Here is a 12,845-nt window from a genome sequence, read left to right as displayed (position 1 = left end):
TCGGGCCGGCGCGGGCCGAGGGCGACTGGTGGGCCACGTCCGCCAGGTCGAAGGGATTGAGGTGCGTGTCGGAGTCGGGGGCGAAGCGGATGGACTCGCCTCCGTTGGCTACGACCACCGGCGAGTACTCGCCAGCGGGGTCGAGGATTATCACCTCGTCATCCGGGTAGGCCAAGATCGTGTTCTCAATCTCGCGCTTGACCGAGAACGACTTGCCGGACCCGGGCTTGCCCGCGACGAAGCCCATGGGACTTGCCAGTCGCTTGCGGTTGCATAGCACGAGGTTGGATGATTGCTTGTTCTGGCCGTAGTAGCCGCCACCCGCCTGAACGAGCTCCTGGGTGGCGAAGGGCATCTGGATGGCGACCTGCGCGGCCGTCATCATACGGGACACCTCCACGTGGTTGTGCCCGAGCGGCAGCACCGAGTTCAGGCCCTCGCGCTGCCGGAAGTCGAGCGCGTCGGCCTCGATGGAGTTTCGGCGCGCGGTCGACACGATCTGCATCACCTGGTCATCGAGCTGCTCGCGCGTGGGCGCGTAGGTGTAGACGAGGCCCGTGTAGACGCAGAGGCGCTGGTTTCGGTTCTGCAGGTGGCCGAGAAGGTCCTCGGCCTCCTCCTTGGAGCACTTGAGCTCCGAGGGGAGGATTTGGAAGTCGTAGTCTTTCTTCACCGCGCTCATCTGCTCGTCGATGATCTCCTTGTCCATCCAGGCGATGCGCTTCTTCACGAAGGCGACGGCCTTGGACTTATCCATGGCCTGCACGTGGATGGATACGGCAAGCGGTATGGGGAGGTCGATGATGTCGGCAAGGCAGCGGTCCGAGAGCTCGCTTCCGAATCGGTTGATCGAGAGCACCTGCCCCCACATGTCCTCGGTCTTGAAGCAGGCGCCCGAGCCCTTCGGCTTGAAGTCGAGGGAGGAGGGGCAGACGAGGTCCTTGCTCGTGAGTCCGCCGGCCGCGCCCACCGCCTCCCAGGAGAACAGGTTGGGCTTGCCCGGGCGGAGGAGGCCGTGGATGGCGTCGGCGATGCTCGCGGCACCGACGGAGAACGTGAGACAGCACTCGCGCACGAGGTTCGACACGCCCTCGCGCATCGCGGGAAGAGGGTGCTCCTCGTGGACACCGACCCGCAGGGCGACCTCACCAAGTCGCTCGGCTGGAAGGATCCCGACTCGCTTGATAAACAGTGTAACTAACTCAGCGCCGATCTCTTTCGCTCCAGACTTCGCCGCTTTTGATTGAATATCGAACAGCTTATAGGCCATGCGATCAACTCCAGCAACATCATTAAAAAAGTCGATAGCAAACCCATTTATCTCGCCATACTCGCTCTCAGAGTTAAGCAGGTGCAACAAAGCGCGTGTCTCCATATCATTACCGCGTGCAGCGTTTTGCTCAGATAAGCGAATAATATATGCCGTTCTTATCGCCTCGAGTTATTGATTTCGCTCTGCAATTGAGAGATGCTCGACATTAACTCACCGAAATCAGGTACCGCACCGAAAATCATGTTTTGCATGGATACGTAATCCTGCTCGACTAGTGGCATCGATTCCTTCGGGGGCATCAGTTTCATAGAACCGGGGACACATAGGTCGTAGCGAGCCGCGTTTGATCGCCAGAACGTCATTTTGAAATCGACCACGCTCTTGAGAAGACCCGTATCTCCAAGCGCTTTATCCTTAACGTTGGAATGGGTCAATTTGTAGAGATCGTAGTAATGCCGGGAGTATCGGGACGGGAACCTCCCATTAGTGCGAAACGCCTCCTTGTGCAGAATGGTTGCCTTCTCCCAAAACGTTCTCTCGGGAGCAACCGTCAAGACAGACGTATCTGACTGAGGGAACGCCTCAGGAAACGCCTCTGCAATATACGGGGTGATTCGCGCCACCGTCGTTGGCGTCCAGGCGGCTAGGGCGCCTGTTTCCAAACGAATCTCCTGCAGGATAGAATCATCAGAAAACGATTGAGGATAGAAGAATCGAAGTGTCTGTGGGTCATCCTCATCGATACGTAGCGATGCACCCGAGATTTTTTGCTCGGCAAGATATGCGCGCATCTCGGGCAGCAGGCTTTCTCGAAGGAATGTGCCAGCACTGTCGTTGATCTGGCTTACGAACGCATCTTGTTTGGTGTTGCTGCGCTTCTCCCACGGTTCTTCTGCCTCGTACCCCAGAAGTCTCCAATCGAAAATCAGGTCGATATCCTCGGAAAAGCGCTCGATGAGGTCGAACCCCTTCGAGAGGCTCGTGCCGCCCTTGAAGGCGAATGAATCCCTAAACGCAGATTCTGAGAAGAGGTAGTCGAGTGTCCAGCAAACCCAGAAATCCTTCTCGACTATGGCAGGATGCATACCCTTCTCGCGCGCAGCGATAACAAGCGCATCCGCGCGGTCTTGTTGAGGCATTGTTGCGAACTCACGCATTCTGGGTTCTCCTCTCCTGCATCTCTCTAACGGCCTCCCTCACCCACGACGTGGCATTGCGGGTTCCTGATATCAGCTTGTCCATCTGGGAATCATCGAGCCGCGAGGAGATGATGTCGAGCTTCTCGCCCGTCACGCCGCTCTTCCCGAGCGCCTTCAGCGCCTGCACTACGGTAGCAGCGACAGGATTCAACCTCGACAGATCCCTATTGGCTGTATGCCGAAACTCAATAGTGTAGGGGCCGTACTGGTAGGTTCGATACGGCCCATCGCTCACGTAGCGCACGACCGACGGTACTTGAGGGTCCACGCCAAGCCTGTTAAGCGCGGTGTCCCCATAGGGCGCAATATGCCATTCGAATTTGCGGGCTAGAGCCTCGGCTATCTCGTCGGGGCTAGCGGGAACCCCTTTGCCCAAAAAGGCGCTCCGTCGCGGTTTTCGGTAAAGCCCTCTTATCGGTCGCTCCAACTCACCAGCGCTCACCAATCGAGACAGTGCTTTGCGAACAGCGTCTGCTGAACCGGTCTCGGCAAAATCTGCCGGCACGAAGACATCTCCCGGCCGTGCTTCGGAGATCAGCTCCTCTATCGTCCTACGCCTCGTCATCCCACCTTCCTTTCATGTCACAAAAACTATACCATTTTTGTGACATCTATACTACTTGAAAATTGTGCAGGCAATCTTTGCGGCAGGCAGTACTTCCGATACGTCAGACGCTTTCGACGCTTTCATCGCGCATCTCGAAAGCCGTATCGCTGACACCCTCCTCTTCATATCTTGTCGACAGATTACAGAGCGGTGCAGCCCTGTCGTTTCGCTCCGACCTCCTTCGCACGCCCCGTCCTGGGAGCCAAGCTGCCCGAGGGCGCACGCGGCGGCAAGGGCCACGAAAAACCCTCCGCTGATTACCCACGAAAGTGACCGAAAGCTCAGGCCTGCGGTTTTCGCTTTCCCCCTTGCCACCACGCGCGCCCTCGGGCGGCCGCCTCTCCCCAGGAAGGCGCATCCGGAGGAAGGACGCGCCGCGAACAACAGGAGGTCATATCATGGGAAATCGAGCCGTCATCACCACGCCCGAGCGCAAGGTCGGCATCTACCTGCATTGGAACGGAGGACGTGACACCATAGAGCCGCTTCTCAAGTACTGCGAGCTCCAAGGCTACCGTGCGCCGAGCCAAGACGACTACGGCTGGGCGTGGATATGCCAGGTCATGGGAAACTTCTTCGGGGGAGTCACGTCCCTCGGCATCGGCCCCTACACAACCGATCGCCAGATGGACCCCGGCGACAACGGCATCTACATCATCGAGGGCTGACATATCGTAGATCACCTGCGGACGGAATACGACGCGGATTGGAACCCCATCGGGATGTGCTCCTTCGGGCCCTCCGAGGAGGAAGACTGGCGCATCAAGCCGCGCGGCCAGCAGGTCGCCGCATAGCAGCTTGCAAGCCCGCCGGCCTTCGGGTCGGCGGGCTTTCTCTTCGCCTTGCATCTTGCATGAGGGTTCCTATTCCGAGAAAATGAATCATGTTGATTTTTTCGGAATAGGAGGCCGCCATGCGCCTGATTCGCCGTGAAGCCTACTTGTCAAGGCTTGCCGAGGTGGAGGGGACGCCCGACGTCAAGGTGGTCACGGGCGTGCGCCGCTGCGGCAAGTCGAAGCTCTTGGAGGAGTTCGCCCGAGACGTGTGCGAGCGCGACCCGAGCGCGAACGTCATCCAGGTGAACTTCAACCTCGCCGAGTTCGAGCCCCTGATGGAATGGCGCGCCCTGCACGAGTACATCGAAGCGCGCTATGCTGAAGGCGCGGCCAACTATATCATCATCGACGAGGTGCAGATGTGCGAGGGCTTCGAGCGCGCCGTGAACAGCCTGCACGCCTCCGAACGCTATGATATCTACCTCACCGGCTCCAACGCCTTCCTCATGAGCAGCGATCTGGCGACGCTGTTCACCGGGCGCACCTTCTCGGTTCCCGTCTACCCGTTCTCGCTCTCGGAGTTCATGGAGTACTACGAGCTGGAAGACCCCGGAGAGGCCTTCGAGCGCTATGCTCTCGAAGGCGGGATGCCGGGCTCCTACGCCTACCGGACCGACGAGGCGCGCTACTCCTACGTGGCCGACGTGTTCGACACGCTCATCGTGCGCGACATCCGCCAGAAGCACGGCATCCGCAACGTGGACGCCCTCGACCGCGTGGCGGACTTCCTGATGGACAACGTGTCGAGCGTGACCTCAGCGAAGAGCGTCGCCGACTCCCTGGGGGCGATGGGATCAAAAGCCGACGACAAGACCGTCGGCTCGTACCTCGGCTATCTCTGCAACGCCTTCGCCTTCTACAAGATGCGCCGCTACGACACGCGCGGCAAGCGCTACCTCTCCTCGGGAAACAAATACTACCTGGCCGACCATTCATTCCGCTACGCGAAGCTGGGAACGCGCAACATGGACTACGGGCGCGTCTACGAGAACATGGTCGCCATCGAGCTCATGAGGCGCGGATACGAGGTCTACGCCGGGATGCTCTACGAGAAGGAGATCGACTTCGTGGCCATGCGCCGAAGCGAGAAGGTCTACATCCAGGTGAGCGACAGTATCTCCGACTCGGCCACATTCGAGCGCGAGTGCGCGCCGCTGCTCGCCGTCCGGGATGCCTACCCCAAGCTCATCATCGCCAACACGCATCACGGCACCTACACCTACGAGGGCATCGAGGTGCGCGACTTGGCCACCTGGCTGGCAGCGTCCGAATAGGGCTCACAGAGCCTCCGCCCCTAAGCCCATCGGCCCCGCAAAGCCGGCGGGCTTTCTCTTCGCCCCTCCTCCCTCCGCGCCAGCAACCTGATGCCCCGCCAGCCGCCTCGCCTTCCCGCACGGAGTCGCACCGACCTCCCGGAGTTTTCCGGCAGCCCCGCCCCGCCTCTCACCCGCATACTCGCCGAGACGCAAGGGCTCACCGCCTTGAGGCCGCCGCAGGCAACGGGCGTGGCGGCGCGCCCAGAGGCGCAGCCCGAAGGGGGCGCCTGAGACCTTTCGGAGCGAGTACGTGCGCCGAGCGGAGCAGGAGCTCACCGAGCGCGGCGAGTACTCCTGGACGGCGGACATCCGCGCCCGCGTCCGCATAGCCCGCACGGTGTCGGGGAGCGAGGCAGAGTTCCGCAGCATCCTCGGCACCATGGGCGTGACCGTGGCCGACAACTCTCCCAAAGCGGAACGGCGGGACTGGATATACGCGCTCGCAAGCCACCCTTCGAGAAGGATCTCCGGAGAGCGCATGGGGCTCGCCTACGGGCGCGAGCAACTTGAGCCGCTGCTGCGCTCGGGCGGCGTGAGAAAGCTCGAAGACGCCGGGGAGCGCGCCATAGCTGCCATAGCGAAGCGGGCCGTCGCGGTCGGGGATCTCGCGGAGCTGCGGAGCCTTTCCGGGGCGGTCGCCCTCATCGACGCCTCTCGTGCCCGATGCCTTGACGATCTGGATGCGCTCCTGGAGAAGGGCGGGGGCAAAGCGACGCCGCAGCTTGTCCGCTACGTTAAGGAGAAGGGACTTCTGCCGGAGGAACGGCCTGCGCCCACTATCAGGAAGCCCAAGGCAAGAACTGGCAGCCGTCCTGCCGGAAGTCGGCCGAAGAGCGATATGGCTCAACCCGCTCATCAGAACATGCAAGAAAGGCGAAGGGAAGGTTCCGAGAGGTGATAGTCAAAGCCTACTACTCCGGCGGTCGTATCGACGTGTTCGATACCGACCGCATGACCGACGGCGTGCCGCAGCCGGGAAACCTGCTCACGAACTACACGCTCGACCTCTCCGACGTGAACGGCGAGAGCCTGTGGCTCTGCTCTTACTATTACGAGGCGGCCCAAGCGTATAAGGACGAGAAGGGACCGAAGGACCTCCCTGTGGCCCGCAGGCGCGACGGCTGGAGCTTCCTTCTCGCTGACGCCGAGGACATGCAGAGGCTCAATCGCGTCACGTTGGACGGAGAAACCGTGCTCGTGCAGATGGCTGGTGAGCTCGTGGACGCATCGGCGCTATCGTGGGCGTCCGAGGTAACTGACAGTCTCGCTCCGCAGATCGCGCAATTCAATTGTCTTTTGGAATCAACCGGGGCGCAGAGAGTCGAAGACCTCGGCATTCCTGCAACTATCTTGCCGGAGATCACGTCATCTAGCGAACGGGAAAGAGACCAGACACCCAGATTCTAGGAATTATGCGAGCTCTTCGACAGTAAAACTCTCTGATTTCAAATCGCAGTAACGCCTACCGCGTATCGCCGTGAACTTCAATACGCAATAGTCCGGATCGGTTTCGCCCTGCCGGTAGAACATCTCATCGCCCGGGCGCCATATCTCATGGCGAGTCTCGTCATCCTGCAGCACCTCCATGAGACCCGCGAGCATCACGCCCTCGTACTTGAAGCGTCCCTTTTTGTAAAAGTAGATGCACGACTTCGGGTTCTCGAGGAACTGCTTCGTCCGCAAAGACGAGAGATTGGTCGTGAAATAAAACGAGTCTCCCTCGATCTTGCGCGGCGCGAACATGGCCTTCACATTAGGAAAGCCATCCTCGTCGATAGATGCGAGCATCGTGACGTTTTGCTTCTGGATGAAATCGAACAGCTTCTCCCTGGTCAGCATCGCATATCCTCCTCTTCGCAGGTCTTTTCTTGGTCGTTCTCCGCATCCTTGAGTGTCCCTAGTATTCGTGCGAGATAGTTCTCGAAAGCCTGCCGCTCATCTTCGGTGAAGCCTTCATAGAACAAAGAGTTCATTCGCTGGGATACCTTTTCATAGTCATCCCGCATGGCTTTGGCCTTATCGGTGAGGGAAATGATAGCCTGGCGCCGATCATGAAGGTCCGCATCGCGTTGTAATACGCCCTTCGCAACCATGCGGTCCACAATGACGGTCACGGTATTCTTCGCAAGGGAGGCGCGCTCGCTTATCTCGGTCAATGACAATGCATCCTCTTTCCATAAGATGAAGAGGATGCGCCCTTGGCTTCCGGTGATGTCGATTCCTTCTTCATCGAGCAGCCGATTGAACACCCTGTCTTGAAGCTGCTTGATCTGCGCGATGTAGAATCCGCCCTTTGTTTCCATCGTGTTCGTTCCTCATGCGATAATAGTTCTATATAGAACTATTTAACTATACCATAGTCGTGTATGCACACTGTAGGCTACATTGAATCAGCGATCGAAAAGGGACGACGATGGCGGAACCAGGTCACTGCGGTCAAAGCTGCACGAGTTGACGACTGACGATCTATCTAGTGAAGCCTCACCCTCTGAAAGCAGCCTCGCCTTATCGCCGCGAAATCTCAAGCCTACGGCGGAGATGTATGCGCAGGTGCTCAAGATCGGCGTCCCCAACCTGACCTACCAGCTCCTCGTCTCGGTGGCGCTCTGGCTCACCAACGTATTCGCCGCTTCCTACGGGGACGCCGCCGTGGCCGCGCTCGGCATCGTGGCGCGCATCATGAACCTGGCGAGCATGGTGGCGTTCGGCTTCGTCAAGGGCTACCAGCCCTTCGCGGGCTTCAACTACGGGGCTCGGCAGTTCGGCCGGGTGCGGGAGGCCACGAAGACGGCATGCGTGTGGGAGACGGCTTTCGCGTGCGTGGCGGCCGTCCTCCTCATCGCCTTCGCGGAACCGCTGCTCTCGGCATTCAGCCAAGGGAATGCCTCCATCGTGGCCATCGGGGCAATCGCCCTGTTCTGGAACGCGCTCAGTTTCTCCACCTTCGGGGTGCAGGCTGTCTACTCCGCGTTCTTCCTGGCCCTCGGAAAAGCGAAGCAGGGTGCGCTCATCGCAGTCGGACGGCAGGGCATCTTCTTCATCCCCGCGCTGCTCATCGGCTCGGCGGCCTTCGGGCTTCCCGGGATCATCGCGGCGCAACCCATCGGCGACTTGCTCTCGTTCCTCTTGGTGCTCGTCCTTGTCGCGCAATCGAAGGGCTCGCTCAGCGAAAGCAAGACCATCGCTCCCGAAAGCTCGGAAGCAGCGGCGCAATAGCGCTTTTGGCTCCTTTGGGCCAATGCCTGCAGGCAGAGTATCGGTCGCAGCAATAATCCGAGCGCGTAAAGCGAAGAGCGCCCCTCAATCGAGGGGCGCTCTTCATCCTGGATCTCAAATCTCTTCTGTTGTCGCGGGTTACTCATCTCGCAGCCCTTCCTCTTCTTCCGAATCCTCCTCTCCCGTCTCTTCGCTTTCGGTCTCATCGTCGGCATGATTGCGGCGCTTCCCGCGCAGCACGGCCAACGTCGCCGCCAATGCAGTCACGACCGCCAAGCACACGAGCGAAGTGATTTTATTGGCGGCGCTCGCGTCGGTAGCGGCGGTGCCAATCTCGGGCGCGAGCTTTACCATGCGCATTGTCTGGTTTGCGTTGCCGAAGTCGTGGAAGCGCGCTTCTGGTCGATCGCCCTCCCCTTGCGGCGACGCTACGCCATGCCGGCGCGCGACCCGTCCACCAGCAGGCTTTCGGGGGAGAGCCTTTCCACGTCGTGCCTGTCGGTCGGCTTGCCGGGTCCGACGCCATAGCCTATGGCGAGCACGTTCACCGGCTCGAAAGAGTCTGGCAGGCCGAACGCTTCCACGATGAGGGCGGGGTCGAACCAGCAGATCCAGACCGACCCCAAACCGAGGTCCGTCGCCTCCATCATCATGTGGTCCGTCGCGATGGAGGCGTCTATGTCCGCGGTCGACTTTCCGTCAGAGGGGCGCCGCCATGCCTTCTCCCGGTCGGCGCACACGATGATCGCGAGCGGGGCGCCGTACACGTTCGCTGCCTGGCCGAGCCTGCGCATCCCGTCCTCGTCGTCGACCACGACGAGCCGGACCGGCTGGAGGTTCGCAGCGGTCGGAGCCACGCGCGCGGCTTCGAGGATCCGCTCGACCTTCTCGTCCTCGACGGGGCGACCTGCGTCGTATTCGCGCACCGAGCACCGCTTCTTCGCCAAATCCAGAAAATCCATCCGAAGCCTCCTTTTCGTCCTTCTTGACGGTACCAACGATATACTTGGGACCGACGCACAGGAAGAATGCACTATTCGGGTAGGTACTTCCCAAATGGATAGTAGGAGGCTTATGGGTGTTCATGCGAAAAGGGAGTTCAACTGCCCCGTCGATGCGACGATTTCTCTGATAGGAGGCAAGTACAAGGCTGTGATCCTCTGGCACCTGAAAGGCGAGACCCTGCGCTACAGCGAGATCCACCGGCGCGTGCCGAGGGCGACGGACAAGATGCTCGCCCAGCAATTGCGCGAGCTGGAAAGCGACGGGCTCATACGAAGGAAGGTCTACCCCGTCGTCCCTCCCAAAACGGAGTACTCCCTGACGCCGCTGGGAGAGACGCTATATCCGGTCCTTGACGCAATGTGCGCGTGGGGCGCGAACATCATGGAGCAGGATGCATGATGGCCTAGAGCATCGCAAAACAAGGGGACGCGGCGCAATGCAGCGCCGCGCCCCCTTGTTTTCAGAAGTGCCATTCAGCTTCGCCGGTAACGGCCGTGCGCTCGACCGTTGTGACGAATGCCGCACTTGTCCATTTACCCCTGAAGCTTCGAGAAGTGTTTTTTGAACACCCGAAAGCCAAGAAGGCTGCCGAGGAGGCCGCAAGCGAAGGTGACTGCACCGCAGAGATAGAACATCGGGCTCTGGGTCCAGTTCACCAGACCCCATCCATAGTCCTCGCTCATGCCCATCTCGACGACCATCTGCACGTAATCGGCGCCTGAGAAGAATATGAGGGATTGCATTCCGAACCACCAGCAGAGCATGAAGACGGCAAACCCGATGGCCGTCGACCATTTGGAGCGCTTCCCGATTATCATGACGGATTCGCAGAGCACGGCGCCGATTCATGGCCATCACATTCCTGCAGTCCATCGGCGAGGGCGGCAAGGCGGCCGTACTCACCATGGCGCGCCCGCTGGTGCTCTTCGTGCCCATGGTGTTGCTGGTGCCGATGACGCGCAAGCAGGAGCTCGAGCAGAGGGCCATCATGGCCGACAAGACCGTGCTGAAGATGATGCGCGAGATGGGCATAAGCTGCGGCATCCGCCGAGAGACCGACTACCACAGGTACAACTCGTACAAGGGGAAGGTCAGCAGGGCGTTCGAGAACGTCATCGGGCGCGACTTCGGGGCCGACGGGCCCTGGGAGAAGATGGGCACCGACGTCTGCGGCCGATGAGGTCGGCGGGGATGGGGCGGTTCGAGACGGCGAGCTGCACGCAGCTTTATACAAAAAAGCTTTGCCGGAAGGAGTCGTCGCTTACCAGCTATTTCGATCTTTGAATTCGTTGTATAGCGAACTTCCCCGAAGTAACCGCTATGGGGAGACCTCCTGGGTTTGTCATCCATTGACCTGCAAGATAGAGTCCTGGAAGGCCCTCAACGACCCCTTTGCAAGACGGCGACTTGGTCTTGGGTGTGGCCTTGAACCCCATATAGCTTCCCCGGTATGCTCCGCAAAAACGTTCGTAGGTAACCGGCGTCCACACGTCCAGCAGCTCAAGTCCATCCGCCGCCTTCGGAAACGCACTTACTAGTCGATCGGCAAAAATGGCGGCAGCTCTCTCCTTGGATGTCCGGTAGTCGGCCTTACCAAGGGACTTCCACCACTCCCAATCGGCATCGCTTTGGGTGAGATTGACCTGTACCACGGCTCTGCCCTCCGGGGCCCACGTGGGTTCATAGTCGTAGCAGTGCGAGGTCAGGCAAGACGCCTCCCTCGGCCCCACCCTGAACGGTGCGCATGCGAACAAGGTAGTGCCCGACGGCACCGACTCCTCGGGGATGGAGAAGGCCACCTGAAGTCCGCTCATCACTGGATAGCTGCTTCGATCTTTGTATGCCCTGGCCCATTCCTCGGGCATGAGCTCCCTTTCGACAAGGCCTCCGAACAGAAGGCTCATATCAGCGGCATACACCACAAAGTCGGACGCAACCTCCGTACCGTCTTGGAGGATAACGCCCGCCACGCGGCCTTCGTGTTGCCTTATTCTTTTTACCGGACTTGACAGATGGATCCGGCCGCCCACCTCCTCTAGTTTCGCAGACATGCGCAGCGCCAGTGCGCGCGAGCCCCCTCGGGGCACCCTTCCGTTGCCGGAGGCCATGGTGGCATAGGAAACGATGAATGCGTAGGCGGCGTAGTCCGCAGGCATGTATGCGCCGACGAGCATTCGAAGAAGCGGGTCCTTGAAGCGCTCCGCCAACTCGCCTAGGCTCACATCGCCGTATGCCTTCATGACCTTCGGCATGTCCTTCATGCGCAGGCCCATCTTCAGATAGTCGAGCACTCCCATCATGTCCAGGGGCTTCTCGGCAGGAATCTCGCAGCATCTCGCCTGGCGCACCGCCTGCATGAGCCGCTTAGCCTCGCCGGCATCCGCAGGCGAGAGCGCCGACAGCTCGCGCTCGGTGCGGTCCAAATCGTGCCACAGTGTGACCTCACGACCGTCAATGCGGGCTGTGAAAAACTTATCGCCCGGCACAAACTCTGTATCATCGCCCAGTGCACCCGTGGTGAGCCAAACGTCGTTCAAAGCGTTTCCGGACTTGCTCCCTGTGAGCCAGTGAATACAGTTGTCTATGTGGTGCCCCCTGCGGTCCCATCCCGTGCATTCGCCTCCAGGCACCGCGTTCTTCTCGAACACCTCAACATCGTATCCAGCAAGCTGCCCGTATATGGCTGCGGCAAGTCCGGCGATGCCCGCTCCCACGACAACGATCCTCTCTGTCATGGCTCCTCCTCGCTCGTCTTCTACTTCGCCAATATACCCAGAAGCCATTCGGGGTCAGGGCGCTTCTCCTCCAGATTGGAAGCCCACCGCTCCATGACGCCCTGAACCGCAGCCCAGAATGTCCGCGACAGAGCCAGCGGATCGCCGTTGCGCATGACTCCCGCCGCTTGCCCGCGCTCGATTATCTTTGCCGAGTATTCGGCCTGGTCGACGCGGAGCGCCACATCCCTCACTGTCTCGGGAGCCCCTTCGCGCTGCGCATGAGCCATAAGCACGAACATCTGGGGGATCCAAGGCTCCTCTTCGGTGAGCGCGAAGAGCTCTTCCAAAAAATCACGAAAGTAAGCTATCGGGTCATCCGTTTGCTGTCCTTTCGGCGCGTTGGTCCCTTCCTCGCCGATAGACACCAAGGCCAGGTATAGGTCTTCTTTGGATGGGAAGTAGTGGAACATGAGCCCCGTGCTCATGGACGCCGCTTCAGCTATCTGACCAATCGTCGTCTCCTGGTATCCGCGCCTCACGAAGAGATCGAGGGCGCACTTCAGTATTAGCCATCGCCTCTGCTCGCGCTGTTCCTGTCGTGTTCCCATCTCTGCTCCTTCTCAAAGATTGAATACATTTTCATTGAAAATATATTCAATTTCAAGTAGATATCTGA

The 12,845-nt window shown here is 59.8% G+C and carries 16 protein-coding genes and 1 pseudogene; 7 read left to right on the top strand and 10 right to left on the bottom strand.

The features are described 5' to 3' along the window. Positions 1-10: 10 nt before the first annotated feature. From NFR41_RS01160 to NFR41_RS01150, 3 genes and pseudogenes are all read right to left on the bottom strand, one after another. Positions 11-1,099: pseudogene (locus NFR41_RS01160) on the bottom strand (VirB4-like conjugal transfer ATPase, CD1110 family); the annotation flags it as partial. A gap of 329 nt (positions 1,100-1,428) precedes the next feature. Then, positions 1,429-2,430, bottom strand: coding sequence for a nucleotidyl transferase AbiEii/AbiGii toxin family protein (locus NFR41_RS01155; protein ID WP_160214444.1), 1,002 nt, complete (start codon positions 2,428-2,430; stop codon positions 1,429-1,431). Continuing rightward, positions 2,423-3,037 carry a DUF6088 family protein gene (locus tag NFR41_RS01150; RefSeq protein ID WP_251230357.1) on the bottom strand — a complete coding sequence of 205 codons (615 nt, stop codon included), beginning with the start codon at positions 3,035-3,037 and terminating at the stop codon, positions 2,423-2,425. Before NFR41_RS01150 ends, NFR41_RS01155 begins: the two co-directional genes overlap by 8 nt. Before the next feature lie 440 nt (positions 3,038-3,477). Here NFR41_RS01150 and NFR41_RS01145 point away from each other — a divergent pair, with 440 nt between their 5' ends. The 4 genes from NFR41_RS01145 to NFR41_RS01130 all read left to right on the top strand — a co-directional run bounded on the left by NFR41_RS01145 (position 3,478) and on the right by NFR41_RS01130 (position 6,638). Further along, complete coding sequence (locus NFR41_RS01145) at positions 3,478-3,747, top strand: hypothetical protein (RefSeq protein ID WP_251230356.1); 270 nt, start codon at positions 3,478-3,480, stop codon at positions 3,745-3,747. 245 nt (positions 3,748-3,992) lie between these two features. Continuing rightward, entirely contained in the window at positions 3,993-5,189 is a 1,197-nt protein-coding gene (locus tag NFR41_RS01140) for an ATP-binding protein (RefSeq protein ID WP_251230355.1), read from the top strand. Positions 5,190-5,481: 292 nt separating this feature from the next. Then, positions 5,482-6,129, top strand: a complete 648-nt coding sequence (locus NFR41_RS01135; protein WP_251230354.1) for a hypothetical protein — start codon at positions 5,482-5,484, stop codon at positions 6,127-6,129. Then, on the top strand, positions 6,126-6,638 hold the full coding sequence (locus NFR41_RS01130) for a hypothetical protein (RefSeq protein WP_251230353.1): 513 nt from the start codon (positions 6,126-6,128) through the stop codon (positions 6,636-6,638). The genes NFR41_RS01135 and NFR41_RS01130 overlap by 4 nt, the downstream gene beginning before the upstream one ends. 3 nt (positions 6,639-6,641) lie before the next feature. Here the strand turns inward: NFR41_RS01130 and NFR41_RS01125 are convergent, their stop codons facing one another. Next, entirely contained in the window at positions 6,642-7,070 is a 429-nt protein-coding gene (locus NFR41_RS01125; RefSeq protein WP_251230352.1) for a pyridoxamine 5'-phosphate oxidase family protein, read from the bottom strand. Then, complete coding sequence (locus tag NFR41_RS01120) at positions 7,064-7,534, bottom strand: MarR family winged helix-turn-helix transcriptional regulator (protein WP_160214449.1); 471 nt, start codon at positions 7,532-7,534, stop codon at positions 7,064-7,066. Before NFR41_RS01120 ends, NFR41_RS01125 begins: the two co-directional genes overlap by 7 nt. A 235-nt stretch (positions 7,535-7,769) precedes the next feature. On the opposite strand from NFR41_RS01120, the gene NFR41_RS01115 reads away from it, so the two are divergent. Beyond that, complete coding sequence (locus NFR41_RS01115; RefSeq protein WP_251230351.1) at positions 7,770-8,447, top strand: MATE family efflux transporter; 678 nt, start codon at positions 7,770-7,772, stop codon at positions 8,445-8,447. Between the two features lie 138 nt (positions 8,448-8,585). On the opposite strand, the gene NFR41_RS01110 is transcribed toward NFR41_RS01115, so the two are convergent. Both NFR41_RS01110 and NFR41_RS01105 read right to left on the bottom strand, forming a co-directional pair. Then, a complete protein-coding gene (locus NFR41_RS01110; protein WP_251230350.1) occupies positions 8,586-8,801 on the bottom strand; it encodes a hypothetical protein in 216 nt (71 codons plus the stop codon). 74 nt (positions 8,802-8,875) lie between these two features. Continuing rightward, positions 8,876-9,409 (bottom strand): nitroreductase family protein, encoded by a 534-nt coding sequence (locus tag NFR41_RS01105; RefSeq protein WP_251230349.1) that lies wholly within the window; start codon positions 9,407-9,409, stop codon positions 8,876-8,878. Positions 9,410-9,521: 112 nt separating this feature from the next. On the opposite strand from NFR41_RS01105, the gene NFR41_RS01100 reads away from it, so the two are divergent. Beyond that, on the top strand, positions 9,522-9,851 hold the full coding sequence (locus NFR41_RS01100) for a winged helix-turn-helix transcriptional regulator (RefSeq protein ID WP_251230348.1): 330 nt from the start codon (positions 9,522-9,524) through the stop codon (positions 9,849-9,851). 134 nt (positions 9,852-9,985) lie between these two features. Here the strand turns inward: NFR41_RS01100 and NFR41_RS01095 are convergent, their stop codons facing one another. Continuing rightward, positions 9,986-10,288, bottom strand: coding sequence for an MptD family putative ECF transporter S component (locus tag NFR41_RS01095; RefSeq protein ID WP_432762676.1), 303 nt, complete (start codon positions 10,286-10,288; stop codon positions 9,986-9,988). An 11-nt stretch (positions 10,289-10,299) separates the two neighbouring features. Between NFR41_RS01095 and NFR41_RS01090 the strand changes: the two genes are divergently transcribed. Then, the gene (locus NFR41_RS01090) at positions 10,300-10,632 is read left to right on the top strand and encodes a hypothetical protein (protein ID WP_251230346.1); all 333 of its coding nucleotides are present in this window, start codon (positions 10,300-10,302) and stop codon (positions 10,630-10,632) included. Between the two features lie 88 nt (positions 10,633-10,720). Here the strand turns inward: NFR41_RS01090 and NFR41_RS01085 are convergent, their stop codons facing one another. Together NFR41_RS01085 and NFR41_RS01080 are read right to left on the bottom strand one after the other, a co-directional pair. Continuing rightward, a complete protein-coding gene (locus NFR41_RS01085) occupies positions 10,721-12,187 on the bottom strand; it encodes a phytoene desaturase family protein (RefSeq protein ID WP_251230345.1) in 1,467 nt (488 codons plus the stop codon). Between the two features lie 20 nt (positions 12,188-12,207). Continuing rightward, a complete protein-coding gene (locus NFR41_RS01080; protein WP_251230344.1) occupies positions 12,208-12,777 on the bottom strand; it encodes a TetR/AcrR family transcriptional regulator in 570 nt (189 codons plus the stop codon). Positions 12,778-12,845 lie beyond the last annotated feature (68 nt).

The organism is Adlercreutzia aquisgranensis, assembly GCF_943193145.1.
Lineage (GTDB): Bacteria > Actinomycetota > Coriobacteriia > Coriobacteriales > Eggerthellaceae > Xiamenia > Xiamenia aquisgranensis.
This window is presented reverse-complemented; position numbering and strand designations above follow the sequence as displayed.